At 57.8% G+C, this 25,599-nt stretch carries 29 protein-coding genes; 13 read left to right on the forward strand and 16 right to left on the reverse strand.

Features of this window, described 5'->3' with window-relative positions; translation table 11 throughout:
• Positions 1 to 104: 104 nt before the first annotated feature.
• Positions 105 to 1,823, forward strand: a complete 1,719-nt coding sequence (locus tag ACR0D7_RS04515) for a bifunctional sulfate adenylyltransferase/adenylylsulfate kinase (protein ID WP_170573404.1) — start codon at positions 105 to 107, stop codon at positions 1,821 to 1,823.
• A gap of 69 nt (positions 1,824 to 1,892) precedes the next feature.
• Here ACR0D7_RS04515 and ACR0D7_RS04520 read toward each other — a convergent pair whose 3' ends face one another.
• The 3 genes from ACR0D7_RS04520 to ACR0D7_RS04530 all read right to left on the reverse strand — a co-directional run bounded on the left by ACR0D7_RS04520 (position 1,893) and on the right by ACR0D7_RS04530 (position 3,501).
• Positions 1,893 to 2,771 (reverse strand): PhzF family phenazine biosynthesis protein, encoded by an 879-nt coding sequence (locus tag ACR0D7_RS04520; protein WP_480677910.1) that lies wholly within the window; start codon positions 2,769 to 2,771, stop codon positions 1,893 to 1,895.
• 86 nt (positions 2,772 to 2,857) lie between these two features.
• Positions 2,858 to 3,082: a DUF1150 family protein gene (locus ACR0D7_RS04525; RefSeq protein WP_170383636.1), complete on the reverse strand. Its 225-nt coding sequence runs from the start codon at positions 3,080 to 3,082 to the stop codon at positions 2,858 to 2,860.
• A gap of 5 nt (positions 3,083 to 3,087) precedes the next feature.
• Complete coding sequence (locus ACR0D7_RS04530; protein WP_170495857.1) at positions 3,088 to 3,501, reverse strand: Hsp20 family protein; 414 nt, start codon at positions 3,499 to 3,501, stop codon at positions 3,088 to 3,090.
• Between the two features lie 165 nt (positions 3,502 to 3,666).
• Between ACR0D7_RS04530 and ACR0D7_RS04535 the strand changes: the two genes are divergently transcribed.
• Entirely contained in the window at positions 3,667 to 3,891 is a 225-nt protein-coding gene (locus ACR0D7_RS04535; protein WP_170383640.1) for a YdcH family protein, read from the forward strand.
• A gap of 87 nt (positions 3,892 to 3,978) precedes the next feature.
• Here ACR0D7_RS04535 and ACR0D7_RS04540 read toward each other — a convergent pair whose 3' ends face one another.
• Positions 3,979 to 5,364: an FAD-binding oxidoreductase gene (locus ACR0D7_RS04540; protein ID WP_480677911.1), complete on the reverse strand. Its 1,386-nt coding sequence runs from the start codon at positions 5,362 to 5,364 to the stop codon at positions 3,979 to 3,981.
• 161 nt (positions 5,365 to 5,525) lie between these two features.
• Between ACR0D7_RS04540 and purE the strand changes: the two genes are divergently transcribed.
• Together purE and ACR0D7_RS04550 are read left to right on the forward strand one after the other, a co-directional pair.
• Positions 5,526 to 6,014: a 5-(carboxyamino)imidazole ribonucleotide mutase gene (gene purE, locus ACR0D7_RS04545; protein WP_480677912.1), complete on the forward strand. Its 489-nt coding sequence runs from the start codon at positions 5,526 to 5,528 to the stop codon at positions 6,012 to 6,014.
• Positions 6,007 to 7,074, forward strand: a complete 1,068-nt coding sequence (locus tag ACR0D7_RS04550) for a 5-(carboxyamino)imidazole ribonucleotide synthase (protein WP_480677913.1) — start codon at positions 6,007 to 6,009, stop codon at positions 7,072 to 7,074. The genes purE and ACR0D7_RS04550 overlap by 8 nt, the downstream gene beginning before the upstream one ends.
• 49 nt (positions 7,075 to 7,123) lie before the next feature.
• Here ACR0D7_RS04550 and ACR0D7_RS04555 read toward each other — a convergent pair whose 3' ends face one another.
• From ACR0D7_RS04555 to ACR0D7_RS04580, 6 genes are all read right to left on the reverse strand, one after another.
• Complete coding sequence (locus ACR0D7_RS04555; protein ID WP_480677914.1) at positions 7,124 to 8,275, reverse strand: alpha-D-ribose 1-methylphosphonate 5-triphosphate diphosphatase; 1,152 nt, start codon at positions 8,273 to 8,275, stop codon at positions 7,124 to 7,126.
• A complete protein-coding gene (locus tag ACR0D7_RS04560) occupies positions 8,272 to 9,045 on the reverse strand; it encodes an alpha/beta fold hydrolase (protein WP_480677915.1) in 774 nt (257 codons plus the stop codon). The genes ACR0D7_RS04555 and ACR0D7_RS04560 overlap by 4 nt, the downstream gene beginning before the upstream one ends.
• A 38-nt stretch (positions 9,046 to 9,083) precedes the next feature.
• Positions 9,084 to 9,926, reverse strand: a complete 843-nt coding sequence (locus ACR0D7_RS04565) for a DMT family transporter (RefSeq protein WP_480677916.1) — start codon at positions 9,924 to 9,926, stop codon at positions 9,084 to 9,086.
• Between the two features lie 176 nt (positions 9,927 to 10,102).
• On the reverse strand, positions 10,103 to 11,746 hold the full coding sequence (gene groL / locus ACR0D7_RS04570) for a chaperonin GroEL (protein WP_480677918.1): 1,644 nt from the start codon (positions 11,744 to 11,746) through the stop codon (positions 10,103 to 10,105).
• A 54-nt stretch (positions 11,747 to 11,800) separates the two neighbouring features.
• Positions 11,801 to 12,088, reverse strand: coding sequence for a co-chaperone GroES (gene groES / locus ACR0D7_RS04575; RefSeq protein ID WP_039523824.1), 288 nt, complete (start codon positions 12,086 to 12,088; stop codon positions 11,801 to 11,803).
• 146 nt (positions 12,089 to 12,234) lie between these two features.
• Positions 12,235 to 12,915, reverse strand: a complete 681-nt coding sequence (locus tag ACR0D7_RS04580) for a DUF2161 domain-containing phosphodiesterase (RefSeq protein ID WP_480677919.1) — start codon at positions 12,913 to 12,915, stop codon at positions 12,235 to 12,237.
• 135 nt (positions 12,916 to 13,050) lie between these two features.
• Between ACR0D7_RS04580 and ACR0D7_RS04585 the strand changes: the two genes are divergently transcribed.
• From ACR0D7_RS04585 to ACR0D7_RS04600, 4 genes are all read left to right on the forward strand, one after another.
• Positions 13,051 to 14,031 (forward strand): TraB/GumN family protein, encoded by a 981-nt coding sequence (locus tag ACR0D7_RS04585; RefSeq protein WP_480677920.1) that lies wholly within the window; start codon positions 13,051 to 13,053, stop codon positions 14,029 to 14,031.
• Positions 14,032 to 14,141: 110 nt separating this feature from the next.
• Complete coding sequence (locus ACR0D7_RS04590) at positions 14,142 to 15,062, forward strand: manganese-dependent inorganic pyrophosphatase (RefSeq protein ID WP_480677921.1); 921 nt, start codon at positions 14,142 to 14,144, stop codon at positions 15,060 to 15,062.
• A gap of 153 nt (positions 15,063 to 15,215) precedes the next feature.
• Positions 15,216 to 16,091, forward strand: a complete 876-nt coding sequence (locus ACR0D7_RS04595; protein ID WP_170573426.1) for a TIGR01459 family HAD-type hydrolase — start codon at positions 15,216 to 15,218, stop codon at positions 16,089 to 16,091.
• A gap of 100 nt (positions 16,092 to 16,191) precedes the next feature.
• Positions 16,192 to 16,635, forward strand: coding sequence for a MaoC family dehydratase (locus tag ACR0D7_RS04600; protein WP_058275518.1), 444 nt, complete (start codon positions 16,192 to 16,194; stop codon positions 16,633 to 16,635).
• A gap of 81 nt (positions 16,636 to 16,716) precedes the next feature.
• Here the strand turns inward: ACR0D7_RS04600 and ACR0D7_RS04605 are convergent, their stop codons facing one another.
• Together ACR0D7_RS04605 and ACR0D7_RS04610 are read right to left on the reverse strand one after the other, a co-directional pair.
• On the reverse strand, positions 16,717 to 17,706 hold the full coding sequence (locus ACR0D7_RS04605; protein ID WP_480677922.1) for a methylenetetrahydrofolate reductase: 990 nt from the start codon (positions 17,704 to 17,706) through the stop codon (positions 16,717 to 16,719).
• The gene (locus ACR0D7_RS04610) at positions 17,703 to 18,284 is read right to left on the reverse strand and encodes a methylenetetrahydrofolate reductase C-terminal domain-containing protein (protein WP_480677923.1); all 582 of its coding nucleotides are present in this window, start codon (positions 18,282 to 18,284) and stop codon (positions 17,703 to 17,705) included. The genes ACR0D7_RS04605 and ACR0D7_RS04610 overlap by 4 nt, the downstream gene beginning before the upstream one ends.
• Positions 18,285 to 18,540: 256 nt before the next feature.
• On the opposite strand from ACR0D7_RS04610, the gene ACR0D7_RS04615 reads away from it, so the two are divergent.
• From ACR0D7_RS04615 to ACR0D7_RS04625, 3 genes are read left to right on the forward strand one after another with little or no spacing between them, the layout of a single operon-like run.
• Entirely contained in the window at positions 18,541 to 19,473 is a 933-nt protein-coding gene (locus tag ACR0D7_RS04615; RefSeq protein ID WP_480677924.1) for a bifunctional riboflavin kinase/FAD synthetase, read from the forward strand.
• Positions 19,470 to 19,943, forward strand: a complete 474-nt coding sequence (locus ACR0D7_RS04620) for a YcgN family cysteine cluster protein (protein ID WP_480677925.1) — start codon at positions 19,470 to 19,472, stop codon at positions 19,941 to 19,943. The genes ACR0D7_RS04615 and ACR0D7_RS04620 overlap by 4 nt, the downstream gene beginning before the upstream one ends.
• On the forward strand, positions 19,943 to 20,977 hold the full coding sequence (locus tag ACR0D7_RS04625; protein WP_480677926.1) for a threonine aldolase family protein: 1,035 nt from the start codon (positions 19,943 to 19,945) through the stop codon (positions 20,975 to 20,977). The genes ACR0D7_RS04620 and ACR0D7_RS04625 overlap by 1 nt, the downstream gene beginning before the upstream one ends.
• 11 nt (positions 20,978 to 20,988) lie before the next feature.
• Here ACR0D7_RS04625 and ACR0D7_RS04630 read toward each other — a convergent pair whose 3' ends face one another.
• A complete protein-coding gene (locus tag ACR0D7_RS04630) occupies positions 20,989 to 21,591 on the reverse strand; it encodes a DsbA family protein (protein WP_480677927.1) in 603 nt (200 codons plus the stop codon).
• A gap of 108 nt (positions 21,592 to 21,699) precedes the next feature.
• On the opposite strand from ACR0D7_RS04630, the gene ACR0D7_RS04635 reads away from it, so the two are divergent.
• Together ACR0D7_RS04635 and rpiB are read left to right on the forward strand one after the other, a co-directional pair.
• Entirely contained in the window at positions 21,700 to 22,719 is a 1,020-nt protein-coding gene (locus tag ACR0D7_RS04635) for a ribose-phosphate pyrophosphokinase (RefSeq protein WP_170573438.1), read from the forward strand.
• A gap of 65 nt (positions 22,720 to 22,784) precedes the next feature.
• Positions 22,785 to 23,234 (forward strand): ribose 5-phosphate isomerase B, encoded by a 450-nt coding sequence (gene rpiB / locus ACR0D7_RS04640; protein WP_170573440.1) that lies wholly within the window; start codon positions 22,785 to 22,787, stop codon positions 23,232 to 23,234.
• A 30-nt stretch (positions 23,235 to 23,264) separates the two neighbouring features.
• Here the strand turns inward: rpiB and ACR0D7_RS04645 are convergent, their stop codons facing one another.
• From ACR0D7_RS04645 to atpD, 3 genes are all read right to left on the reverse strand, one after another.
• Entirely contained in the window at positions 23,265 to 23,615 is a 351-nt protein-coding gene (locus ACR0D7_RS04645) for an H-type lectin domain-containing protein (protein WP_480678006.1), read from the reverse strand.
• A 117-nt stretch (positions 23,616 to 23,732) separates the two neighbouring features.
• Positions 23,733 to 24,143: a F0F1 ATP synthase subunit epsilon gene (locus ACR0D7_RS04650; RefSeq protein WP_480677928.1), complete on the reverse strand. Its 411-nt coding sequence runs from the start codon at positions 24,141 to 24,143 to the stop codon at positions 23,733 to 23,735.
• Between the two features lie 12 nt (positions 24,144 to 24,155).
• On the reverse strand, positions 24,156 to 25,580 hold the full coding sequence (atpD, locus tag ACR0D7_RS04655; RefSeq protein WP_480677929.1) for a F0F1 ATP synthase subunit beta: 1,425 nt from the start codon (positions 25,578 to 25,580) through the stop codon (positions 24,156 to 24,158).
• Positions 25,581 to 25,599 lie beyond the last annotated feature (19 nt).

Here is a 25,599-nt window from a genome sequence, read left to right on the forward strand (position 1 = left end):
CTTTGTTTAGTAAATGTATATGGACTTCGACCATCAGCCGAGGCACATGCGCCTCAAACACCTCTGAATCACCGGTAGAACCGCACTTCGACAAGAGTATTCCTATGACGATGTTAAGCAATCTGGCCCCGATCCCCGAACTGTACGTTTCGTACGAGTCGGCCCAGAAACTAAAAGTAGAAGCCGCCGACTTGACCAGCTGGGATCTGAGCCCGCGTCAGATCTGCGATCTGGAACTGTTGATGAATGGCGGTTTTAACCCGCTCAAGGGCTTCCTGTCCGAAGCCGATTACAACGGTGTCGTTGAAAATATGCGTCTGGCCGACGGCACCCTGTGGCCGATGCCCATCACCCTGGACGTCAGCGAAGATTTTGCCGAAACCATCGAACTGGGTCAGGACATCGCCCTGCGCGATCAGGAAGGTGTCATCCTCGGCACCATGACCGTGACCGACCGCTGGACCCCGAACAAGGCTCGCGAGGCGGAGAAAGTCTTTGGCGCTGATGACGATGCGCACCCGGCGGTGAACTATCTGCACAACGTGGCTGGCAAGGTTTATCTGGGTGGTCCCGTTGTGGGCATCCAGCAACCTGTCCATTATGACTTCCGCGGTCGCCGCGACACCCCGAACGAGCTGCGTGCCTATTTCCGCAAGCTGGGCTGGCGCCGCATTGTCGCGTTCCAAACCCGCAACCCGCTGCACCGCGCACACCAGGAACTGACCTTCCGCGCCGCCAAAGAGGCACAGGCCAACCTGCTGATCCATCCGGTTGTCGGCATGACCAAACCGGGCGATGTCGACCACTTTACCCGCGTGCGCTGCTACGAAGCCGTTCTGGACAAATACCCGGCGTCGACCACCTCGATGTCGCTGCTGAACCTGGCCATGCGCATGGCTGGCCCGCGTGAGGCAGTCTGGCATGGGCTGATCCGCGCAAACCATGGCTGCACCCACTTCATCGTTGGCCGCGATCACGCTGGTCCGGGTAAAAACTCGGCTGGTGAAGATTTCTATGGCCCCTATGACGCGCAGGATCTGTTCCGGCAGTTCCAGGACGAGATCGGCGTTGAAATGGTCGACTTCAAGCACATGGTTTATGTGCAGGAACGCGCCCAGTACGAGCCCAATGACGAGATCGCCGACAAGGATAACGTGACAATCCTGAACATCTCGGGCACCGAATTGCGCCGCCGTCTGCGCGAAGGTCTGGAAATCCCCGAGTGGTTTTCTTTCCCCGAAGTGGTCTCAGAGCTGCGCCGTACGTCTCCGCCCCGCGCGGAACAAGGCTTTACCGTTTTCTTCACCGGTTTTTCGGGTTCGGGCAAATCCACCATCGCCAACGCGCTTATGGTCAAGCTGATGGAGATGGGTGGCCGTCCGGTGACGTTGCTGGATGGTGACATCGTTCGTAAGAACCTGTCCTCGGAACTGGGTTTCTCGAAAGAGCACCGCGACCTGAACATCCGCCGTATCGGTTACGTGGCCTCGGAAATCACCAAGAACGGCGGGATCGCCATCTGTGCGCCGATCGCGCCATATGCCACCACCCGTCGCGCGGTGCGCGAAGACATCGAACAGTTCGGTGCCTTCTGCGAAGTGCACGTCGCGACCAGCATCGAGGAATGCGAACGCCGCGACCGCAAGGGCCTCTACAAGCTGGCGCGCGAGGGCAAGATCAAGGAATTCACCGGCATCTCGGACCCTTATGATGTGCCCCAAAACCCCGAGCTGAGCGTCGAAACTGAAAATGTCGACGTCGACAACTGCGCCCATCAGGTGCTGCTCAAGCTGGAAAGCATGGGCCTGATCGCAGGCTCTTAAACGCTTCTTACATTTGCAAACGGCCTCCGGTTTTCGGGGGCCGTTTTCATTTCTGCCATTCGGTGATTTTTACACCGGCAAATCTACTTCGCCACGCATCAACACATGGCCGCGACCTGCCACCTTGATGCCGGTCATGGCATCAGCAGGGCCGACACGCGTGACGACGGCCTGACCCGGGCGCCCCAAATCGTGGCCCTGCTCGGCTATGAAACTGTCTTTCGGCATCATACCGTATTTCCACAGATAGGCCGCCATCGCGCCGGTGGCTGATCCGGTAAACGGGTCCTCCGGTGGGCTGGGTGGCGCCATCAGCAGGCGTGAGAAGGTGTCACCTGCCTCAGTCGCGCCTTTCAGCGTCACCAGAAAGGGTTCTGCCATATCCGACCCCGAACAGCCGGCTTTCGCAGCAATCTTGGGAAGCGCGCCTACATTCAGCGTCGCTTCACGCAAAGCGTCGTGATCGCGCAGAACCGTAACGCAGAAGGGCAAGCCGGTAGATACAAATTGCGGCGGAGAGATTATCGCGTCCTCAGGAAGATTGATGGCAGTCGCAACCAGATCGGCCGGGACAAGATCGCCGAATTGCGGCGCGACTTGCGTCATCTCAATCTCATCTCCTTGCAGGCGGATTGTGACGATCCCGGCACCCGTCTCCAGTGTCAGCGCGTCGCCTTCGAACAGGCCACGAGAGCGCATCGCTGCCACGGTTGCAATGGTGGGATGCCCAGCAAACGGGATCTCCTTGCTGGCCAGGAAATAGCGCACCCTTATATCCGCCACATCGGAAGGCCCGGTGAAGGTGCACTCGACCAATGAAGTTTCACGCACATACGCCGTGCAGATGTCCTCGGGCAGAATCGCTCCGCCATGAACCACGGCACAGCCATTTCCGCCAAATGCGTGGTCACTGAAGGCGTCAACCCAGTCAAAGTCAAACCAGCTCATGTGTCGCCCCTTTTAGATATGCGAACCGCTAAATGTCCGCATTTCTCGCCTGCGGGGCGACAGTTGTCACGGCGAAATCCTATGGATCAGTGCACGGCAACCGGAGAAAAGTCGTGCTCGCGCGCCAGAACGAATGCAAGCTTGCGATCCGCGACCAGCGCCAGCTGCTGACCGTCGGAATCATGGACCGCATAAAGCTGGTCCAGATCACCGGCCTGCTCTCGCACTTCCCGAGGCAGATCAGCAACGTCGACTGCTTTTACATAGACGATCCGATTGCCTTCGGCTTTCAGTTCGATCGGTGTATTCATAGCTCTTACCCCTTCTTTATGTTGATCGTTTGCACCACGGTTTCAGGTATGGCGCGGGTCAGATCCACATGCAGCAGACCATTTTCCATGATCGCCTCGCCCACTTCGACACCATCGGCCAGTACAAACATGCGCTGGAACTGACGCGCCGCGATGCCGCGATGCAGGAATATGCGCCCCTCGCTGTCGTCACGTTGGCGGCCCCGTATCACCAATTGGCGATCCTCGATCGTGATCGACAGGTCCTCTTCCGCGAACCCGGCCACGGCCAGGGTGATGCGATACGAAAAGTCCGAGGTCTGTTCGATGTTATAGGGCGGGTATCCTTCGTTGCCAGCCTTTGCAGACCGCTCCAGAAGGCGTTCCAACTGCTCGAACCCCAAAAGATGCGGGTATGAGCCAAGAGTAAGTTTTGACACGTATTATCGTCCTTTATTGCCAAAGCGACGTGTGATGCGGCCCCAATTTTGGCAACCGCGTATAGTAGAATATGGGAATATGCAGGGATGTCCACAAGGTCTGGCCGGATAAACCCTGACACACTATCTTGTGTGGTAAGCACCACAACAAATACTGAGTCGCCTATGAACGCGCCCACCGATCTTTCGATGAAAACAGACGAGGTTTTACGGGTTGAGCTGGAGGTTTTCCGCCGCCAACACCGTGATCTGGATGAAGCGATCGAGGCGCTACAAGCCACTGGTACGGCCGATCAGCTGACGGTCAAGCGGCTGAAAAAGCAGAAACTTCGTTTGAAAGACATTATTCGCCTGATCGAAGACCGACTGACGCCGGATATCATTGCCTAATATACCCACTATCGGGGAAATGGCCTGAGCGTTACGCCCACCCAACCAAAATTGGGTGAGCGGTAATCAGAAATTGCAGGGCCTTAGTCAGGGTGTAATATTTGCGTTTGCGCTGAAGAAATTGGTTGGATCATATTTCCGTTTAACCTCCTTCAACTGGCTCAGATTTTCTCCAAAAGCTGTTTCTATCGCACTGTCTTCGTCGGCACCCAGATAGTTCAGATAGGTTTCCCCCGTTGAAAACGGCTTCATCGCGTCATGCATCCTTCGCGCCCACGCAATCTGATCCGCATCGTCGGACGGGTCCGTCCAAAGTGGCAGAATCGCGATCAAGTAGTCATGACCCCGTTGTGCAAAGGCGTTGTCCCCGTTCATTTTGGATTTCGCCGCCCCGGCGCAATGTTCAATCAGAATACCTGAGCCAGGAATGGTCATACCTTTGGACTGCGCAACAATAGTGTCGATTGCTTCGTCAGGCAGCGCGTTGAGGTATGCAGATTTCCAATAATTCCGACTTCCGGGGCCATAGGCTGCATCTAGCATGGATTGCATGGCTGGGAATGGCATTTCCTGCACGTCAGCAACCAATGGTTCACCGATTTCCGTCAAGGGTTGAATCGCCCGGTGCCCTGCTTCCTTGTCGTCGCCGATCCAGCACGGCACCAATGCAGTCAGTGGTGTTCCATCCGGTCCCCAAAGCAGCGCAGCGTATACGGTTAGTTCATCTGGAGCCCGAGACATAATATCCCGATAACCTCGAAGGATTTCTGGCGCCGCGTCACGCGGGTACGCGATCATGCCACCCAACACGGTGGAAAGAGGGTAGGCCTTATACAGAAAAGACGTGACCACTCCGAAATTGCCACTGCCACCGCAAATTCCCCAGTAAAGATCGGGGTTGCTGTTTACGCTGGCTGTTTTGATCGCCCCATCCGCCGTGACAACCTCGGCTTCGATGACATTGTCACAGGCCGGACCGTATTTGCGCGCCAGCCACCCGAATCCTCCGCCGGTTGTCAGGCCGCCGATCCCGGTCTGCGAAACAACGCCCAAAGGTACGGCGAGGCCGTGCTGATGCGTTTCACGATCCACGTCGCCCAACAAAGCACCGCCCTGGGCACGCACAGTCTGGGCGTCCGGATCGACATGCACGGCGCGCATGTTCGATAGATCAATGACAAGCCCGTCATCGCATACTGCCCGCCCACCAACATTGTGGCCGCCCCCTCTGACTGAGACCAGTATATTGTTGGAAAACGCAAACTTGGCCGCGGCTGAAACATCGGCGGTGCCTTGACACCGCAGAATGGCACCGGGGTGTTTATCGATCAACGCATTCCAAATGCTGCGCGCATTGTCGTACTCGGCGTCACCGGGCAAAATGAATTCCCCTCGAATTTGCGTCCTGAACTCTTCAATACGGTCTTGCGGCACGGGCTCACCAGCCCGGTTCTTCAATACTGTAACTGTCATGGGTTCCTCCTCGGGGAAAAAAATCCCGAGGTAATCATACACTATTTTGAATGTATTTTCAGCCGACCGCCAAAAGGGCTTTAGAGCGCCCATACCACATTGCCTACGGGGCCGATTTGGCTATAGTGCGCGCTCTTTCTGAACGGCAGGGACGCAAGCGGATGAGCGATGTGAAAGTGGGGATCATCATGGGCAGCCAGTCAGACTGGCCCACGATGAAAGAAGCCGCAAAAATTCTGGATGAGTTGGGCATTGCGCATGAAAAACGCATAGTCTCAGCGCACCGCACCCCCGACCGCTTGTGGGACTACGGCAAAACCGCCGCATCCCGTGGATTGCACGTTATTATTGCTGGCGCCGGAGGTGCCGCGCACCTGCCGGGCATGATGGCCTCGAAAACGCGGGTGCCGGTGATTGGCGTCCCCGTGCAGACGCGCGCGCTGTCCGGTGTGGACTCGCTGTATTCCATCGTTCAGATGCCCAAAGGCTTTCCAGTGGCAACCATGGCGATTGGATCAGCCGGCGGTGCCAACGCGGGCCTGATGGCCGCCGGCATTCTGGCCCTGCAGGACGAAGCTCTGGCCCAGCGTTTGGACGCTTGGCGCGATGCCCTGTCGGCCTCAATCCCTGAGGAGCCTGTCGATGAGTGAAGCACTGCAACCTGGCGCAAAGATCGGAATACTGGGTGGTGGTCAGCTGGGCCGGATGCTTTCTGTGGCAGCGGCTCGGCTGGGGTTTGTAACGCATATCTACGAACCTAGCGCCAATCCACCTGCGGGCCAAGTGGCCGACCGAGTGACCACTGCCGCCTATGACGACGCCGATGCGCTGCAGGCATTTGCTGAGTCGGTCGACGTAATCACTTATGAATTCGAGAACATTCCGACCCAAGCGCTGGATGTTATTGAAGCCCATCGCCCGATCCGTCCAGGGCGCGAGGCGCTGCGGGTCAGTCAGGACAGGCTGACCGAAAAGAATTTTCTGCAAGGGTTGGGCCTGAACACCGCACCGTTTGCCGATATTACCGATCTGGATAGCCTGAACGCTGCAATTGAGCAGATCGGCACACCTGCCATTTTGAAGACCCGTCGCTTTGGCTATGATGGGAAAGGTCAGGCCCGACTGCGCGAACCTGAGGATGCCGAGAATGCGCTGGCTGATATGGCTGGTGCGCCTGCGATCTTGGAAGGGTTTGTGGATTTCAGCCACGAGGTTTCAATCATCGCGGCCCGCGGCCTGGACGGTCAGGTTGCCTGTTTCGACCCTGGCGAGAATGTCCATCGTGACGGCATCCTGCATACCACGACAGTCCCCGCCCGCCTGCGCCCCGCGCAGCGCACCGATGCGGTCCTGCTGGCCGCAAATATCCTGAACGCGCTAGACTATGTCGGGGTGATGGGGGTTGAGCTGTTCGTGACGCCCGGTGGTTTGATCGTGAATGAGATCGCACCACGGGTGCATAATTCAGGCCACTGGACGCAGAACGGTTGTGCTGTGGACCAATTCGAGCAGCATATCCGCGCAGTGGTCGGGTGGCCCTTGGGCGACGGACAACGCCATTCGGATGTGGTCATGGAGAACCTGATTGGTTCCGATATGGACCGCGTTCCCGAGCTGGCACAGGAACGTGACGTGGCCCTGCACCTATATGGTAAGGCCGAGGTCAAGTCTGGCCGGAAGATGGGGCATTTCAATCGTATTTCGCGCTAGCGCGCGATGCCTCTGGCGGGAGTATTTGGGAAAAGATGATGCTGCGGGTTCAAGCCATGAACCGCGCTGCTATATCTCCGGCCATGTAACTGACGCGCCCACCCGCCAGCGTGGCGGCAACGCGATGTGTGGCGGCGTCTAGGATCACCAAATCGGCGCGTTTGCCAGAGGCAAGCGTGCCGCGGTCCTTCAAGCCAAGTACGCGTGCTGGGCCGGATGACACCAATGCCCAGGCGCCAGCCATATCCATCAATCCAGACTTGGCCAGCATCAACGCGGCTCGGCGCGGGCTAGGATAGTGGTAATCCGACGCCAACGCATCGCAATATCCCATTGTGATCAGATCCAGCGCACTGGCATTTCCCTTGTGCGATCCGCCTCGTACGACGTTGGGGGAGCCGAGGATGACGTAATCACCAGCAGATCGGGCGGCCTCGGCGGCCTCGATCGTTTCGGGGAATTCTGCTATTCGCGCCCCGCGCGCGCGCCATTCGGAGCGTGTCTGGGCTGTGGCGTCGTCATGGCTCCCCATGCGGACGCCTTGTGCAGCTAAAGTTGTGCAAAGATCATCCAATGCGGCAGGTACCTCGGCGTTGCGGGCATGCATGGATAGAAGCAAATCAAAATGCACATCCGGGTTTCGCCCCGCTTTCAACGCCTGCCCTGTCAGGCGCGGCGGCTTGCGCCCTTCGGCCAAACGGTCATGCGGCAGATGATCGTTGAACACGATATAAGGTACATGCCAGGCCGCAATGCGCTCGGGCAGGCCCGCGTAGTCGTCTAGCATATGCGTTTCAAACCGCAGCTGGGGCATCAGGTCGGTGACAACTCGATCCTTGACCGAAGCGATTGCATCAAAAACCTGCCCAGCAAATTCGGGGCCGCGTACGCCCCCCTCCCAGCTATGAAATTGGGCCAAAACAGCGGTGGTAATGCCGTTGGCGGCCAGCTCGGCCTCGACCGATAGAATACCTTCATCCATCTGCTTCATTGCCCCGCGGCGCGGCGCGATGTGGCGCTCGAACCCGTCACCATGCAAGTCGATGATACCGGGCAGGACAAGGTAGCCTGACAGATCGATTTGACGCCCGATCCGGTTGGCCTGAATGATGCCGTCGGCAAACGGCAGATCGACAGGCACAAGACCTTTTTCCGGCAACAGCACCTCTGCGCCAGTCAGCGTCAGATTCAATGCGGTCATAGCGATGGCTCCGAAGCAGGTTCCGAACAATCCTGCCCAATGCAGATTTCGTCGATGACATCCAACACCCCGTCCAGCCAGGTTATCTGGGGATCAAATTGACCGTATTCGATGAAATGCAGCGCCTGGGCCATCACACGGGGGTTGTTCATCATGAATGTGTGGGTGACCGGCAGAACGATGTGATCCTTCATCCCATCGACCTTTGTAGTCTCGACCGAGACCTTACCGTCATCCTTCCCTTCGATCAGGGATGAAAACAACGGGTTCAGCGAATTCTCACCGGCGATAACGCCCACCTCGAAATCGACCGGGGGCAGCTTGCGCGGTATGCCCTCTGAGCCTGTGCCCAATGCCAGACCGGCAGGGCCGTTCAACATACCGAAGACTTCATATGCGCCCAATTCGTCGACCAGCTGACTGCCCTGGTTCGGCGGGCCAAGCATGACCACACGCCCCAAATTTTCTGGATGACGGTCCTGCAGCCAATAGCGCAACAAGATGCCCCCCATCGAATGGGCCACCACATTCACTGTATCGTCGCCGCAGCCCGCGAAGGCGTCTGGAAGCGTCTGCTCGGCCAGTTCTGGGATTGGCAGGTCGGTCGACGGATACCCCGGACGAATGACCGTGTAACCGTGCGCCTGAAACAGCTGCTCCATGACGGTAAAGGAGGCCTCAGTTCGCGCCAGCCCGTGCAACAGCACCACGCATTTCGCATGGACCACTGCAGGAACAAGGAACAAAAACAAGGCGATCAGATATCTCATAGCCGCCAAATAAGCGCTAACCACCGGTGATGAAACCCCTAGCGCGGTTTCAAGCGCAGGACGGCCAGCGCAATCCCGCCCAGAACCAGCGCTGCACCCAGAACCAGGCGCAAGCTGATGGCCTCTCCCAACAAAGTAACTCCACCGAGAATGGCAATGATCGGTACGCTGAGTTGAACCACGGCCGCTGTCGTTGGTGCCAGCAGCGGCAGCACACGGTACCAAAGCGCATATCCCATCCCAGAGGTAACGCTGCCTGAAATCATGGCGAGGAAGCAGCCAAAACCGGTCATCTGCCAATCCCCTCCAAGTACCAGAAGGAACAGTGCAGTGACCGGCAGCGCGACTACAAAATTGGCAGCCGTCCCGGCCAAAGCGTCCGGCTCTGATCGTCCGACTAGGGAATAGACGCCCCACCCCACCCCGGCGGCGGTCATCAAGGCTGCCCCCGTCAAATCCACCTGCACGGTGCCCGCGGGCCAGAGCACATAAGCCAACCCCGCCAACGCGATCATAGCACCAGCCAACTGTCGGGCAGTAGGGCTATTGCCCGCCAATGACGTCACCAAGAACATGGTGATCTGCACTACTCCGAACAGGATCAAAGCACCCAGCCCGGCATCCAGCGTTAGGTATGCAACGGAAAATCCGATCATATAGAGCGACAACGCCCCCGCCCCTGCAATTCTGCGCTTGTTGCGCAGCGACAAATGCGCAGCCTTAGACCACACAAGAACCGTCAGTACCACGGCACCGGCCAATACCCGCACAACAGCAAAGCCCGCAGGATCGCTGGCCCCGCTTTCAATAGCCAGACGGTTCAGGATCGAATTCGCCGCAAAGGCGCACATAGTCAGAGCGGTGAGCAGGAACAGCTTCATATCAACCGCATAGCGCTTTCGACCTGCTTTGCACATACACTTTGCTGCACAAGACGATCCGCGCTTCATCTTTTCAAAAATACTCCTACCAGAGGCATGGCCGCGAAGCGGGCATTCAAAAATGAAACGGGGCCGCCCGAAGGCGACCCCGATCATAAGCCTATGGCTTAAGCAGCTTACATCATGCCGCCCATGCCGCCCATGTCGGGCATGCCGCCACCAGGTGCCGCGCCTTCTTTGGCCGGACGATCTGCAACCATTGCTTCGGTGGTGACCAGCAGGCCAGCAACCGATGCCGCGTCTTCCAGAGCGGTACGGACAACTTTGGCCGGGTCGATTACGCCGAACGAGAACATGTCGCCATATTCTTCGGTCTGCGCGTTGAAGCCGAATGCTGCGTCGGAAGATTCACGGACTTTGCCTGCAACAACCGCACCGTCAACACCTGCGTTTTCAGCGATCTGGCGCAGCGGCGCTTCGATTGCTTTGCGAACGATGTTGATGCCTGCGCTCTGGTCAGCATTTGCGCCTTCCAGCGATTCCAGTGCTTTACCGGCCTGAACCAGAGCAACACCACCGCCGACAACAACGCCTTCCTGAACAGCAGCACGAGTTGCGTTCAGAGCATCGTCCACACGATCTTTACGCTCTTTCACTTCAACTTCGGTCATGCCGCCGACGCGGATAACAGCAACACCGCCTGCCAGTTTGGCAACGCGCTCTTGCAGCTTCTCACGGTCGTAGTCCGACGAGGTTTCTTCGATCTGAGTGCGGATCTGAGCAACACGTGCTTCGATCTCGGCTTTCTCGCCAGCACCGTCAACGATGGTGGTCTCGTCTTTGGTGATTTCGATTTTCTTGGCGGTGCCCAGCATGTCCATGGTCACGGACTCGAGCTTCATGCCCAGATCTTCGGAGATTACCTGACCGCCGGTCAGGATCGCGATGTCCTGCAGCATGGCTTTGCGGCGATCGCCGAAGCCCGGTGCCTTGACAGCAGCAATTTTCAGGCCGCCACGCAGTTTGTTGACCACGAGGGTCGCCAGCGCTTCGCCTTCAACGTCCTCAGCAATGATCAGCAGCGGCTTTTGCGACTGGATCACCTGCTCGAGCAGCGGAACCATCGGCTGCAGCGAGGACAGTTTCTTTTCGTGCAGCAGGATCATGCAGTCGTCGAGTTCTGCGATCATCTTGTCTGCGTTGGTGACGAAGTAAGGCGACAGGTAGCCACGGTCGAACTGCATACCTTCGACAACATCGGTCTCGGTTTCCAGACCTTTGTTTTCTTCGACGGTGATAACGCCTTCGTTGCCAACCTTCTGCATCGCGTCTGCGATCTGCTGGCCGATTTCGGCTTCGCCGTTGGCCGAGATGGTGCCAACCTGAGCAACTTCTGCCGAGTCTTTGACTTCGCGCGACGCGTCTTTGATGCCTTCAACAACCTTGGCAGTTGCCAAGTCGATGCCGCGCTTCAGGTCCATCGGGTTCAGGCCCGCTGCAACCTGCTTCAGACCTTCGCGAACGATTGCTTGTGCCAGAACGGTTGCGGTGGTGGTGCCGTCGCCAGCTTCGTCATTGGTGCGGCTGGCGACTTCTTTCACCATCTGCGCGCCCATGTTTTCGAACTTGTCTTCCAGTTCGATTTCCTTGGCAACCGAAACACCGTCTTTGGTGATGCGCGGTGCGCCGAAGGATTTGTCCAGAACCACGTTGCGGCCTTTGGGGCCCAGGGTCACTTTAACAGCATCGGCCAGGATGTTCACACCTGCCAGCATGCGGTTACGGGCATCGGTGTCGAACTTGACGTCCTTTGCAGCCATGTCGTTTCTCCTTGAGAAAATGTATTGGAAAGAAGATCAGAGAAGCGCGCGGGCTTACTCGATGATCCCCATGATGTCGCTTTCTTTCATCATCAGCAGCTCTTCGCCGTTGACCTGAACCTCGGTGCCCGACCATTTGCCGAACAGGATCTTGTCGCCAGCTTTAACAGCCATTGCGATCAGCTCGCCGCTGTCCTTGCGTGCGCCTTCGCCGGTCGCAACGACTTCGCCTTCGCTGGGCTTTTCTTTTGCGCTGTCGGGAATGATCAGGCCGCCTGCGGTTTTCTCTTCGCTTTCGGTACGGCGAACCAACACGCGGTCATGAAGCGGTTTCAATGCCATCTTTGCAGCTCCTTGGGCTCAAAGTTTATTTATCTTCCCCTCGCCGGCCGGCGAGGCATTAGCACTCGACCCTTGCGAGTGATAACGACGAATAGCTAGGGAGTCTGCCACCCCGAGTCAACAAGCTGTGATGGATTTTTTAGCAATCAGCTACAGTCGGCCGATTCCCAGCTATAAGCCCAGTGTCTCAGGCCCTCCTGCCCCGCCTCAGTCAGGACGTAAACACCCTTCTCAACCTTGCCGAACCAGCCATAGTGATTGTCCCGCATCAGTCGGGTCGCCTCGGCCACGCCTGTCGCTCTGGCAACGTCGGCCCCTTTTGTGGCCCCTCTCTCGGCCAGATGGGCCGCGCACTTCAACGCATCCTGGCGGTAGGCCGTGACGATGCCGTGCCGAGTGGCGCCGCCCGCGTTGGGATCACCCTCCAAGCGATCAAATTCACGCAGCAGCCGGGCGGCCTTGGCCTTGTTTTTGCGCGGCGCGTAGGGGCCAGGGTCGCACTGAACCTCAACCACGCCATCAGCGCGCACCGTGATCAGCCCAAGACCCAAACGTCTGCACAATGTCAGATTATCCTTCAACGCCCGTCGGGCCGTGCGCCCCAAAGGCTTGCAGACCGCAATATAAACCTGATCGGTCATTTTCAGCCGCGTTATCGCCTGATGAAACAGCGCCAGAGAAAACCGTAGCTTGAGCTCGACTATCACCGGCTCTTCCCCTTCCCGAACGGCGACGATATCGGCCGCGCCGACCTCGCCTTTGACGATATAGCCCTGACGCTCTAACAGCGCTTTGATGGGGGGATAAAGGTCCTGCTCACGCTCCATGTCTGCATGCTAGGCGATTTGTTGTGGAATGCCAGACACAGATAGGCCGGACATCACAGCAAGTTGCTTGAACCAGCGCCACGGCCACGGCAAGGTCACAGTAAATATCATTTCTAAGTTCACTGGATGGCCCTGATGCGTATTTTGTTCCTTTTCATTTTTTTGTTCTTGCCAATCAGCGCCTATGCGGCCTGCAAAGGCCGCGACCTTAGGGCGGATCTGACACCCGAGCTAAAGGCCGAGATTGAACAGGCGCTGGCCGACACCCCATTTCCCGAAGGCAATCATTGGACCGCGACCAAAGGCGACACTGTTCTGCATCTGATCGGGACACTTCACAGCAACGATTCACGCATGGATGCTGTGGTCGAACGTCTGACACCAGCGCTCAGCCAAGCCGACGCATTTTTCTTCGAAGTCACCGAAGACGAATTGACAGCCTTTGAAAAGAGCCTTGCCAGCGATCTTAGCCCAGTTCTGATCACTTCGGGGCCGACTCTGATCGATATGATGCCAGAAGAGGACTGGACCGCCCTTTCAGCGGGACTGGCCGAGCGTGGAATCCCAAGCTGGATGGCCGCCAAAATGCGCCCTTGGTTTCTTAGCATGATGCTGGGCATTCCCCCCTGCATGATGCAGGACCCCAACGCCAAGCACGGGATGGACGCACGCCTGACCGATCTGGCCGAAGAACACAGCATTCCACAGTACTCGTTAGAGGAAATTGACGATCTGATGGCCATGTTCGACAGCCACCCCATTGAGAAACAGGTGCAGTCCCTTGTCCGGATGGCCGGAGCGTTTGAGGGTAGCGAAGATCAGTTGGCGACCATGGCCAATGCCTATATTGAAGAGCAGCACAGCCAGATCATTCAACTGGCACGCCTTCAGGGGCGCGATGCGTCCGGCCTGTCGCAAGAGGACTTTGATGAGGAGTGGGCCGGGTTCGAGCAGCAGCTTCTTGTCGGGCGGAACAACAACTGGATGAAACACATTCTGGACATCCAAGATCAGACCGCGGTGATCGCGGTAGGTGCAGGACATCTGGGCGGAGAGCACGGGCTACTGAACCAGTTGCAGCAGGCCGGATACACTTTGACTCGCGCCCCATTCTAAGCGTGCCCGCCAAATATCAGACCAACCGTCGCAGCCTGATCACTGCCGGGTGACAACCCCGGCAGAGCGCCCTATAAGGCGCGCAAATTTATCATCCTCAGGACGCTGACATGACAACCCTTGTATTTGGTCACAAATCCCCCGACACCGACTCCACCGGCTCACCGATCCTGTGGTCATGGTATCTAAACGAAGTCAAAGGCGAGAAGGCCGAGCCAGTACTGCTGGGCGAGCCAAACACCGAGGCCGCCTTCATGCTGCAGCGCTGGGACCTGCCCAAGCCGCGCATCATCGCCGATGTTGAAGCAGACGCACCGGTTGTCATCGTTGACACCAACAACCCGGCTGAGCTGCCCGCCAGCGTCAACAGCGCCGATATCCGCGCCATCATCGACCACCACAAACTTGTCGGTGGCCTGGAAACCAAAGGCCCAATCGACATCACCGTGCGCCCGCTGGCCTGCACCGCGACCATTATGGTCGACCTGATGGGTGATGACGCCGCCAAAATGCCCGACGCCATCAAAGGCGCAGCACTGACGTGCATCCTGTCTGACACGCTGGAATTCCGTTCACCCACCACCACCGCGCATGACCGCGACGTGGCCGAGAAACTGGCCGCCGATCTGGGCCTGGACGTTTCGACCTATGCCGCTGACATGTTCGCAGCGAAGTCAGACGTCTCGTCCTTCTCGGACGCCGAACTGATCCGCATGGACAGCAAAGAGTATGAAGTCGACGGCACCAAATTCCGCGTCTCGGTTCTGGAAACCACCGCACCCGGCGTCGTGCTGGACCGCAAGGCCAGCCTGGCGGACTCGATGACAGACGTCGCCAAGGAAGACGGCGTCGATCAGGTTCTGCTGTTCGTTGTCGACATCCTGAACGAAGAAGCCACCCTGCTTGTGCCCAACGATCTGGTCAAAGCTGTGGCCGAGAAAAGCTTTGGCGCATCGGTCGATGGTGACGCCGTGGTCCTGCCCGGCATAATGAGCCGCAAAAAACAGATCATTCCGAACCTCAAGGTTTGATCCGATTTGCATATTGCAGAAAAGGCGTCCAGTTCGGGCGCCTTTTTTCATGGCCACCGGAGAATTGCCCGACATACATCAATGCGGGATGGCCAACGCCGGAAAGCTTTGCCATAGGTGAGGCAACTCCCATTTCAGACCCCGAGGTCCCTCATGACACAGATCATTCACGCTCTTTCCGAGGTTTCAGACCGTTACAAGGCGCTGTTTGTTGACCTTTGGGGCTGCGTTCACAATGGCATCACGGCCTTCCCCGAGGCCGTCGCTGCCCTGCAAGATTACCGTGCAAAAGGCGGGATTGTTGTACTGGTCACGAACTCTCCAAAACCGCGCGCGGGCGTGGCCGAACAGTTGAAACAGTTCAATGTGCCTGCAGATGCTTATGACACCATTGCCACCAGCGGAGATTCAGCGCGGTCAGCGATGTTCCGGGGCGCAGTGGGCGAAAAAGTTTATTTCATGGGCGAATGGCAGCGCGATGCGGGGTTCTTTGAACCACTGAAACTGCTGCACCACCCGATCCACATAGAACGCGTACCGCTGGCCGAAGCTGAGGGGATCGTCTGCTGTGGCCCGTTTGATCCGATGGCAGACCCATCTGTGAACCGCGCGGATTTCCTCTATGCCAAACAGAAGGGTATGAAACTGCTCTGCGCCAACCCCGATATCGTGGTTGACCGGGGTGAGGTTCGGGAATGGTGCGCGGGTGCGCTGGCGAAGCTTTATACCGAGATGGGTGGTGAAAGCCTTTACTTCGGCAAACCCCATCCGCCGATTTACGATCTGGCCCGCCGCCGCCTTCAAGAACTGGGTCACGACATCCCGGATGCCGACATTCTGGTGATTGGTGACGGGCCCCATACCGACATCCTGGGGGGCATGGGAGAGGGGATTGATTCTCTGTTCATCTCGGGCGGATTGGCCGCGGCAGAAACAAAAACTGAGCACCATCCGCACCACGAATCTCTAACCGATTATATCGCCAGGGAAAATATAAACCCCACCTACACAATCGGCCGCTTGAGATAGTCAGAAAAGACTTGATTTTCTGCGCTTGCGAAGTAATAAAGTTGCCGAACCTGGGCGACATTGATCTTTTTGTTGCTCAATGATTGCAAGTGAGGGCGACATGTTGGACAATCTTCCGCGCGGCACGATCTGTATTGAAGACATCGAAATGGGCATGACCCGTCACCTGCGCAAAGTGGTGACGGACGAAGATATCGAGATGTTCGCGCAGGTGTCGACCGACCGGAATCCGGTTCACCTGGATGACGACTACGCTCGCGATACGATCTTTGAAGGCCGCATCGCGCACGGAATGCTGACTGCGGGGCTGATCTCGGCCGTGATTGGTGAACAGTTGCCCGGTCACGGCACGGTTTACATGGGTCAGTCGTTGAAATTCCTGGCCCCTGTGCGCCCCGGCGACATGGTATATGCCGAGGTCAAGGTGATCGACATCGACTTTGCCAAGCGCCGCGTGAAGCTGGATTGCCATTGCGCCGTCGACGGTAAGAAAGTGCTGATCGGCGAGGCGATGGTTCTGGCCCCGTCCCGCAAATTCGACTGATCGGCTTAATTGCACTATCGGAAGGCGCCAAGTGGCGCCTTTTTGTTGTCCAAAACAACAGCGTCGCTGATCATAGGATTATCAGGCTAGTCGCGTACGCTTGCGTCCCTTTAACGCGCCGGATTCCAGAATAATTTTAGAAACCAAGTGTTCGCGCCGGTAGGCCATAACATGCACGCCTGAGACTCCGGCGATTTCCCGAATTTGTTGGATCAATTCGATGCAAATCATTTTACCTTCTTCAGCTGGGTCGCTCGCTTTTTCCATCCGGTCGATGACTTCGTCTGGGACGTGAATACCCGGCACGTTGCTACGCATCCAACGGGCCGAGCGTGCGGACGCAATCGGGCCAACGCCAGCGATTATGAATACCTTCTTGTCCAAACCGCTATCCCGTACACGCGCCATGAATTTTTCAAATAGCGGAATGTCGTAAATATAATTAGTCTGAATATACTCAGCACCGGCCTCGACCTTCTTCGCTAACCGATCCGGACGCCAATCATATGGAGGAATACAGGGATTCTCTGCCGCCCCCAGAAACAGTTGCGGCGGGCGCGTGATCTTTCGACCGGACAGAAACGTCCCTTGATCGCGCATGGTTCGGATGGTGCGTAACAATGTAAGAGAGTCAAAGTCGAATACCGGCTTGGCCCCAGGCTGATCCCCGACGCCGACCCCGTCACCCGTCAGGCACAAAACATTGCTAACGCCCAATGCAGCGGCTCCGAGAACATCACCCTGGATGGCGATCCGGTTTCGGTCACGGCAAGAGATCTGATAGACGGGCGAATATCCCGCCCGCGTTAACAAAGCACAGATCCCGATCGATGACATATGGCAATTGGCGCCCGAAGCGTCCGTCGCATTGATTGCATCTGCAACTTCTCCCAACGGCTGAGCAGCCTGAAAAACATCCTCTGGGTCGGCACTGTCGGGTGGGTTCAATTCCGCTGTTACTGCAAAACGGCCCGAGCGCAGAACTTTCTCTAACCGACTATGCGAAACATACCCCTCGGGCGTTGGGACATAGCCCGTGGTTTCTATTTCGCCTCTGCGCGTATCACTCATTTCTTCAGATCCCGGTTAATCGCATTGGGCGGCTCAGCGGCCAGCGGTGCCGCAGAAGGCTCATTTTTGCGCGCCTCGGGAAAGGCCTGCGCCAGTGTCTCGCGCGCAGCATCCCGCGCCTCTCGTTCTTTCGCGGCGATTTCTCGACTGACGCGCAGCCACGACGATGATCCGCGTAACGTGTGCTCGACCGGAGGAAGGACTTCTTTTATCTTGTCCCCGCCGTCCCGCATGCGGCTGGCCCCGTCCCAAGCCAAAGCCCAAACACATTTCATGTCGGGCTTTACTTCGCAATATTCGCCGGGTCGAACGCCTCCACATGGTCCGTTTCGCAATTGTTTCGGACAATTCATTGGGCAGGACATTCCAGTCGAAGACAGGACACATTGCCCACACATCTTGCAGTCGAACAGCAAAGTCTTCACACCTTTTTCGACCAACGCGATTGGGCGTTCAACCCGGTTGTAACCGATTTTCGCGAATACCGGATCCAGCGAGACCATAGAGCGTTCGACGCACTTATAAATCCACTCGAAAGTGCGGGCATGGCGTATCGCGAACAAACGCAATCTATACACAACTCTGCCTCCTCTGCTGGGTTCACCTGAACCTCGTCAGGACGCTAACCCGGAACATTTCATTCCCGGTGGTCGAACTTTCAGTCTACACTCAGGTTTTTTTTTAACTCAAGCAGTTGTGGACCAACCACTGACTTCGCAGGAACACAGCCAACCTTGACCAAACCGAAAAGGGCTGTCGGTAAGTGCGCCAACGCACCGTCAAAGTTCATTCTGGAGCTTGAACATGTGTCCCTGCCCGGTTACGCAAACTCTCATGCGCATCATCCGGGATTTTCAATTTATCGAGCCTGAAGACCGCGGCGCCAGCGTGGCGATCGGGAACTTTGACGGCGTTCATATCGGCCACCAATCGGTGATCGAGCTGGCGCGAAATGCCGCGCCGGATGCCCCCCTAGGCGTGCTGACATTTGAGCCTCATCCACGTGAGTATTTTGCGCCGGATGCCCCCCCTTTTCGACTGATGCGCGGCAATGCCCGCGCGCACCGGCTAGAGAAGCTGGGTGTCAAGAAACTGTATGAACTGCCCTTCAACGCCGCCTTGGCTGGGCTGACCCCGGAAGAGTTCGCGCGAAACGTAATTTGCGACGGGCTGGGCCTGTCGCATGTGGTGGTTGGTGCCGATTTCTGCTTCGGCAAAGGGCGCAGCGGCTCGGCTGAGGACATGGTTCGATTTGGGCAACAATTGGGGTTTGGCGTCACCATCGCGCCACTGATGGAACGCTCTGAGAATGTCGTGTCGTCTACGGCCATCCGCACCGCCCTGACCGAAGGCCGCCCCAGTGACGCAGCCAACATGCTGGGCCACTGGCACCGGATCGAGGGTGAGGTGATCGGCGGTGAACAGCGCGGGCGCGAGTTGGGCTTTCCCACGGCCAACATGTCTATCGAAGGTCTGCACCCGCCGAAATTTGGCGTCTATGCAGTGCTGGTTGACGTCTTGGACGGGCCGCATCACGGCAGCTATCACGGCGCAGCCTCGGTTGGGACACGTCCGATGTTCAATGGCGAAGTACCCAATATCGAGACTTTCCTCTTTGATTTCTCGGGCGACCTGTATGGCGCGACCCTTTCGGTCGGGCTGGTCGAATACCTGCGCCCCGAGATGACCTTTGATGGCCTCGACGGTCTGATCGCACAAATGGATTCCGATTGCGACAAGGCCCGCACCGTGCTGGCGGCGCTATGACCACTGACCCGATTGATCGAAACGGCCTCGCTCCTCGGTTCTGGGAACGCAAACCGCTGACCAAGATGAACCAGCAGGAATGGGAGGCGCTTTGTGACGGTTGCGGCAAATGTTGCCTGAACAAGCTTGAGGACGAAGACACTGGCGAGGTTGCCCTAACCTGCGTCGCCTGCCGCCTGCTGGACGACGCGAGCTGCCGCTGCACGCAATACGACATCCGCCACCAATTCGTGCCGGAATGTATCGTGATGAAGCCCGAGAATATCGACGATCACGCCTATTGGTTGCCGCAGACCTGCGCCTATCGGCTGCTGTGGGAAGGGAAACCGCTTTACGACTGGCACCCTTTGATATCTGGTACGCCAGACAGCGTGCACGCCGCAGGTATTTCGGTTCAGGGGCGCACGGTATCCGAGTTTGAAACACCCATCGAAGAGTGGGAAGACTATATCATCGAGGAGCCCAACTGATGTATTTCGCTTCTGACAATTCCGGCCCGGTTCACCCTCAGGTCATGGCCGCTTTGAACGAAGCAAATCAGGGCTATCAGATGGCCTACGGGGCCGACACCGTGATGAACGAAGTGCGGGATCGCATTCGCGGCATCTTCGAGGCCCCCGGCGCGGCGGTTTATCTGGTGGCCACCGGGACGGCGGCAAACGTGCTGGCATTGTCGACACTGGCAAACCCCTGGGAGACGATCTTTTGCTCTCCTGTCGCCCACATCCATGAAGACGAGTGCAACGCGCCGGAATTTTACAGCGGTGCCAAGCTGTCGCTGGTACCCGGCGGCGACAAGATGGAGCCTGAGGCCCTGCGCCAGTCTATCCTTGCCGAAGAAACGCGCGGCGTACATGGTCCGCAACGGGGTCCAGTGTCGATCACGCAAGTGACTGAACGCGGCTCGGTCTATTCGCTGAGTGAATTGCACGCGCTGTGCGGCGTCGCCAAGGAATATGGGTTGCCGGTCCACTTGGACGGTGCGCGATTTACCAACGCTCTGGTGGCGCTGAATTGTTCCCCTGCCGAGATGACATGGAAGGCGGGCGTGGATGCCGTCAGCTTTGGCGGTACCAAGAACGGGTTGATGGGTGTAGAGGCAGTCGTATTCTTTGACGAAACGAAAGCCTGGGAATTCGAGTTGCGCCGGAAAAGGGGCGCGCATCTGTTCTCAAAACATCGCTATCTGTCTGCTCAGATGGCAGCGTATCTACAAGATGACCTTTGGCTGCAGTCGGCACGCGAGGCTAACGCCAAATGCGCCCGGCTGGCCGACGGTCTGCGTGAAAAGGGCGCGAGTTTTCTGCATGAACCACAGGCGAACATGATCTTTGCACAGTTTTCCCGCGCCCGGCATAAGCAACTGCACGAGGCCGGGGCCGTCTATCACCTGTGGGGGGCCGAACTGGACGGGGCAAACGACGAAGAAATCCTTGCCTGCCGCCTTGTCTGCGACTGGTCGATCAGCAACGAAGATATCGACCGCTTCCTCGCCCTACTCTGACGAAAGGTCTGTCAGCCGCTCAATTCGGTCAGGTGGCGGTCCAGGTCATCCAACCGGTCCTGCCCCCAGAACCTCTGATCGTCTTCAGTGATGTAGAACGGAGCGCCAAAGGCCCCGCGTTCAACGGCCTCTTCCAGATTGGCGGCATAGGTCTCGGCCCCAACCAACAATCCACTATCGGCAAGGCTTGGATCGAACCCGGCCTGCGACAGGCAATCACGGATCACGTCATCTTGTGCGATGTCCTTTTCCTCGGCCCAGCAGGCCCGCAGAAAAGATTGAACCAGTTTGCCAACATCCCCTGATCCATCCTTCACCGCCGCAATTACCGCATAGGACGACAGTGCCATATTGGTTGGCCAATGCGCGGGCTGCAGGTTAAAATCCATGCCTAGGGCTTTTGACTGCCGCAGCAATTCCTGGACCCTGTATTCAATGCGCGAGGGATGGCGATCTTTCGGCGGAGTTCCCCCGGTACGTCCGAACAGCGCCATGATATCCAGCGGTTTGTAATTGATCGTAGCGCCATGCTTGGCCGCAATCTCTTCTAGCCTCGAACCCGCCAGATAAGTGTATGGCGAGATTGTCGCAAAAAAGTAGTCAATTTGGGCCATGTGCACTTTCTCCGCTGCGTTACCTTTGCTGGACGGTAAGGCCATGCTAAGCGGTGTCAAAATCACGAATCTGTCACATTTGCCATAGCTGCCCGGGGACCTCAGCCGATGCCGACACTCCACGAACCCAAGCTAATCGCTGGGAACGCGAACCTTCCGCTTGCCGAATCCATTGCTCGCCGCATGAGTCTGTATCGCGGTGTCGATCAGGGTCTGGTCGATGCGCGAGTCGAGCGGTTCAACGACGGTGAGATTTTCGTCGAAGTGTTCGAAAATGTGCGTGGCGAGGATATGTTCATCGTCCAGCCGACGTCGAACCCAGCCAATGACAACCTGATGGAGCTGCTGATCATCGCCGATGCTCTGCGCCGGTCGTCGGCCCAGCGGATTACAGCCGTGATCCCCTATTTCGGCTATGCCCGACAGGACCGCCGCACCAAGGCCCGCACACCGATCAGCGCCAAGCTGGTCGCCAACATGCTAACCGGCGCCGGGATCGAGCGCGTCCTGACCATGGACCTGCACGCGGCCCAGATTCAGGGCTTTTTCGATATTCCGGTGGACAACCTCTATGCCTCGCCGATTTTTGCGCTGGATGTGAAAAACCAGTTCAAGGGGCAGATGGACGAAATCATGGTTGTCTCTCCTGACGTGGGCGGCGTGGCCCGGGCCCGCGAACTGGCCAAGCGGATAAACGCACCGCTGTCGATCGTCGACAAGCGCCGCGAGAAAGCCGGTGAAGTGGCCGAGATGACCGTAATTGGTGACGTCAAAGACAAAATCTGCCTGATCGTGGACGACATGTGCGACACCGCCGGAACGCTGTGCAAGGCGGCTCAAGTGCTGCTGGATAACGGCGCGAAGGAGGTACACTCCTACATCACTCACGGCGTCATGAGCGGCCCCGCGGTTGAGCGTGTAACCAACTCGGTGATGAAATCTCTGGTGTTGACCGACACGATCCAGCCGACGCCCGAGATCAACAAGGCCAAGAACATCCGTATCGTGCCGACCGCACCGATCTTTACGCAGGCGATCCTGAACATCTGGAATGGTACCAGCGTATCTTCCCTGTTCGAGGATAAGACCCTGACACCGATCTACGAATCCATGTACAATATGGACTAAACCCGATGGGCGGCCCGCTTGGTCGCCCTTTTTTACATTCACCGACACAAAGGCAGGACTTTTCCGTGACCGCCAGCAAACGCATTGTCCTATCCAGCGACCACGCAGCCATTGAGCTGCGCCAAGCTGTAGCAAACCACATCGCCGCGCTGGGCTGGGACGTGGTCGACATCGGCCCCACCACCCCTGAAAGCACACATTACCCACTGCACGGCAAAGCCGCAGCACAGGCCGTCGCATCGGGTGATTGCCATCTTGGGATCGTTCTGTGCGGCACCGGTCAGGGCATCATGATGGCAGCAAACAAAGTGCCGGGCATCCGTTGTGGCGTGTGCTCGGATGCGTTCTCGGCCCGGATGATCCGCCAGCACAATAACGCCAATATGCTGTCCATTGGTGCGCGTGTTGTCGGCGAAGGTCAGGCCTTGGACATCGTGGATGCGTTTCTGACCGCCGAGTTCGAAGGCGGCCGTCACGCAACGCGCGTGGACATGATCGAGGCACAGGACAGCTGACACCATTTCCAGCGCGCTACTCACGGCGCGCTAGGAAATATCCCAGTCATCCTCGTGCGCGACCTCTCCGATCGCGGTCCAGTTCACCCGAATTCGAGCAATCCGGGTGTCAGACCAGGTCCGAAAGACCGCGCTGAACCCTTCGGGTGTAATGTCAGCAGTCGTTACTTCGGCCCGCAGGGCCGAGGACGTATCCACATCCCAAAGTGACACGCCGATCTGAACCACGGGTGCCGAGCGGAACGGCTGGCTGAACTTAATGGCTGAATGCCGCTCACGCGGTCCCTCACCTGTCCACATATCGCCGCCGTCGGCGAAATCTGAAAAGAGTACGACCTCGCCTTGGTCAATACCAATCGGGTGGGTTCGAAATGTCTTTATTCTGGTAATCTTTGTCTATTTATTCCTTACACTTATCCTGCGCCCCCGGCAAAATCACGACAAAAAAACGGCCCCGCGCAGGCGGAGCCGTTTTTGTTCTTTAGCACTTCCAGAGCCTTATAGGCTCATATGCGTCCCAAGGGCTTCCATATCGGCCAGCAGCTTGGCGGCGTCGTCGACGATGGTTTGATCGTCGCCTGCCTTGGCCGCTTCGTGCGAGGCGCGTGCGTCAGCGATCAGGACGTCCAGATGCGACCGGGTCACTTCAGCTACCGGAATGGCCTTTTCGGCCAGAACCGACAGGCCATCGCCGTTGATCTGGGCAAACCCGCCGGTGACCAGGTATTCGCTGGACCCTTCGGGTGCCTCAACCTTCAGCAGACCGGGGCGCAGCGTGGTGATGGTGGGAGCATGATCGGGCATCGCCGTCATATCCCCGTCCGCGCCGGGAATCTGGACCGCGGTAACCGCGAGCGAAGCTAGGCTCCGCTCGGGGCTGACGAGGTCGAATTGCATCGTGTTTGCCATCAGGTGTGCTCCTTAGGCGGCTTCTGCTGCCATCTTCTCGGCTTTGGCGATCACGTCGTCGATACCGCCAACCATCAGGAAGGCTGCCTCGGGCAGGTGATCGTATTCGCCAGCCACAACGGCCTTGAACGACGAGATGGTGACATCCAGGGCAACCTGAACGCCCGGCGAACCGGTGAAGACTTCGGCCACGTCAAACGGCTGCGACAGGAAGCGTTCGATCTTACGGGCACGGGCCACGGTCAGTTTGTCCTCTTCCGACAGTTCGTCCATGCCGAGGATGGCGATGATGTCCTGCAGCGATTTGTAGCGCTGGAGGATCTGCTGAACGTCGGTCGCAACCTTGTAGTGCTCTTCACCAACGATGGCCGGGTCGAGCAGACGCGAGGTCGAGTCGAGCGGGTCAACCGCAGGGTAGATACCCTTTTCCGAGATCGCACGGTTAAGAACGGTGGTCGCGTCCAAGTGAGCGAACGAGGTTGCCGGCGCAGGGTCGGTAAGGTCGTCCGCAGGCACGTAGATCGCCTGCACGGATGTGATCGAGCCAGATTTGGTCGAGGTGATGCGTTCCTGCAGGGCGCCCATATCGGTGGCCAGCGTCGGCTGGTAGCCCACAGCCGAAGGAATACGACCCAGCAGAGCCGAAACCTCGGAGCCCGCCTGCGTGAAGCGGAAGATGTTGTCGACGAAGAACAGAACGTCGGTACCGGACTGGTCGCGGAACTGCTCGGCCAGCGTCAGACCGGTCAGAGCAACACGCGCACGCGCTCCCGGAGGTTCGTTCATCTGGCCGTAAACCAGGGCCACCTGCGATTCCGACAGGTTGTCCGGCTTGATCACGTTCGATTCGATCATCTCGTGGTACAGGTCGTTCCCTTCGCGGGTCCGTTCACCAACACCCGCGAACACCGAGAAGCCCGAGTGCACTTTTGCGATGTTGTTGATCAGTTCCATGATCAGAACGGTTTTACCAACGCCGGCACCGCCGAACAGGCCGATCTTACCGCCTTTGGCGTAAGGGGCCAGCAGGTCAACAACCTTGATGCCGGTCACCAGAACTTCCGACTCAGTCGACTGTTCCGCGAAAGTCGGCGCAGGCTGGTGGATCCCGCGGGTTTCGGTTGCTTCAACCGGGCCCTTTTCGTCGATCGGCTCGCCGACAACGTTCAGGATACGGCCCAGGGTGGCGTTACCAACGGGAACCGAGATCGGTGCGCCCATGTCGGTCACTTCTGCACCACGGACCAGACCTTCGGTCGCGTCCATCGCGATGGTGCGGACAGTGTTTTCACCCAGGTGCTGGGCAACTTCCAGTACCAGACGCTTGCCGTTGTTTTCGGTTTCCAGCGCGTTCAGAATTTCAGGCAGCTGATCTTCGAAGTGCACGTCGACGACGGCCCCGATGATCTGTGTGACTTTGCCTTTTGCATTCGCCATATTGTTGTCTCCGGTTTTC

It is taken from the genome of Ruegeria sp. BB7 (genome assembly GCF_056539365.1).

What these genes read in the sequence shown, in the direction of transcription:
- ACR0D7_RS04515 (WP_170573404.1), top strand. Translation starts at nt 105, where the DNA reads ATGACGATGTTAAGCAATCTGGCCCCGATCCCCGAACTGTACGTTTCG.
- ACR0D7_RS04520 (WP_480677910.1), bottom strand. Translation starts at nt 2,771, where the DNA reads ATGAGCTGGTTTGACTTTGACTGGGTTGACGCCTTCAGTGACCACGCA.
- ACR0D7_RS04525 (WP_170383636.1), bottom strand. Translation starts at nt 3,082, where the DNA reads ATGAATACACCGATCGAACTGAAAGCCGAAGGCAATCGGATCGTCTAT.
- ACR0D7_RS04535 (WP_170383640.1), top strand. Translation starts at nt 3,667, where the DNA reads ATGAACGCGCCCACCGATCTTTCGATGAAAACAGACGAGGTTTTACGG.
- ACR0D7_RS04540 (WP_480677911.1), bottom strand. Translation starts at nt 5,364, where the DNA reads ATGACAGTTACAGTATTGAAGAACCGGGCTGGTGAGCCCGTGCCGCAA.
- purE (WP_480677912.1), top strand. Translation starts at nt 5,526, where the DNA reads ATGAGCGATGTGAAAGTGGGGATCATCATGGGCAGCCAGTCAGACTGG.
- ACR0D7_RS04550 (WP_480677913.1), top strand. Translation starts at nt 6,007, where the DNA reads ATGAGTGAAGCACTGCAACCTGGCGCAAAGATCGGAATACTGGGTGGT.
- ACR0D7_RS04555 (WP_480677914.1), bottom strand. Translation starts at nt 8,275, where the DNA reads ATGACCGCATTGAATCTGACGCTGACTGGCGCAGAGGTGCTGTTGCCG.
- ACR0D7_RS04560 (WP_480677915.1), bottom strand. Translation starts at nt 9,045, where the DNA reads ATGAGATATCTGATCGCCTTGTTTTTGTTCCTTGTTCCTGCAGTGGTC.
- ACR0D7_RS04565 (WP_480677916.1), bottom strand. Translation starts at nt 9,926, where the DNA reads ATGAAGCTGTTCCTGCTCACCGCTCTGACTATGTGCGCCTTTGCGGCG.
- groL (WP_480677918.1), bottom strand. Translation starts at nt 11,746, where the DNA reads ATGGCTGCAAAGGACGTCAAGTTCGACACCGATGCCCGTAACCGCATG.
- groES (WP_039523824.1), bottom strand. Translation starts at nt 12,088, where the DNA reads ATGGCATTGAAACCGCTTCATGACCGCGTGTTGGTTCGCCGTACCGAA.
- ACR0D7_RS04580 (WP_480677919.1), bottom strand. Translation starts at nt 12,915, where the DNA reads ATGGAGCGTGAGCAGGACCTTTATCCCCCCATCAAAGCGCTGTTAGAG.
- ACR0D7_RS04585 (WP_480677920.1), top strand. Translation starts at nt 13,051, where the DNA reads ATGCGTATTTTGTTCCTTTTCATTTTTTTGTTCTTGCCAATCAGCGCC.
- ACR0D7_RS04590 (WP_480677921.1), top strand. Translation starts at nt 14,142, where the DNA reads ATGACAACCCTTGTATTTGGTCACAAATCCCCCGACACCGACTCCACC.
- ACR0D7_RS04595 (WP_170573426.1), top strand. Translation starts at nt 15,216, where the DNA reads ATGACACAGATCATTCACGCTCTTTCCGAGGTTTCAGACCGTTACAAG.
- ACR0D7_RS04600 (WP_058275518.1), top strand. Translation starts at nt 16,192, where the DNA reads ATGTTGGACAATCTTCCGCGCGGCACGATCTGTATTGAAGACATCGAA.
- ACR0D7_RS04605 (WP_480677922.1), bottom strand. Translation starts at nt 17,706, where the DNA reads ATGAGTGATACGCGCAGAGGCGAAATAGAAACCACGGGCTATGTCCCA.
- ACR0D7_RS04615 (WP_480677924.1), top strand. Translation starts at nt 18,541, where the DNA reads ATGCGCATCATCCGGGATTTTCAATTTATCGAGCCTGAAGACCGCGGC.
- ACR0D7_RS04620 (WP_480677925.1), top strand. Translation starts at nt 19,470, where the DNA reads ATGACCACTGACCCGATTGATCGAAACGGCCTCGCTCCTCGGTTCTGG.
- ACR0D7_RS04625 (WP_480677926.1), top strand. Translation starts at nt 19,943, where the DNA reads ATGTATTTCGCTTCTGACAATTCCGGCCCGGTTCACCCTCAGGTCATG.
- ACR0D7_RS04630 (WP_480677927.1), bottom strand. Translation starts at nt 21,591, where the DNA reads ATGGCCCAAATTGACTACTTTTTTGCGACAATCTCGCCATACACTTAT.
- ACR0D7_RS04635 (WP_170573438.1), top strand. Translation starts at nt 21,700, where the DNA reads ATGCCGACACTCCACGAACCCAAGCTAATCGCTGGGAACGCGAACCTT.
- ACR0D7_RS04650 (WP_480677928.1), bottom strand. Translation starts at nt 24,143, where the DNA reads ATGGCAAACACGATGCAATTCGACCTCGTCAGCCCCGAGCGGAGCCTA.
- atpD (WP_480677929.1), bottom strand. Translation starts at nt 25,580, where the DNA reads ATGGCGAATGCAAAAGGCAAAGTCACACAGATCATCGGGGCCGTCGTC.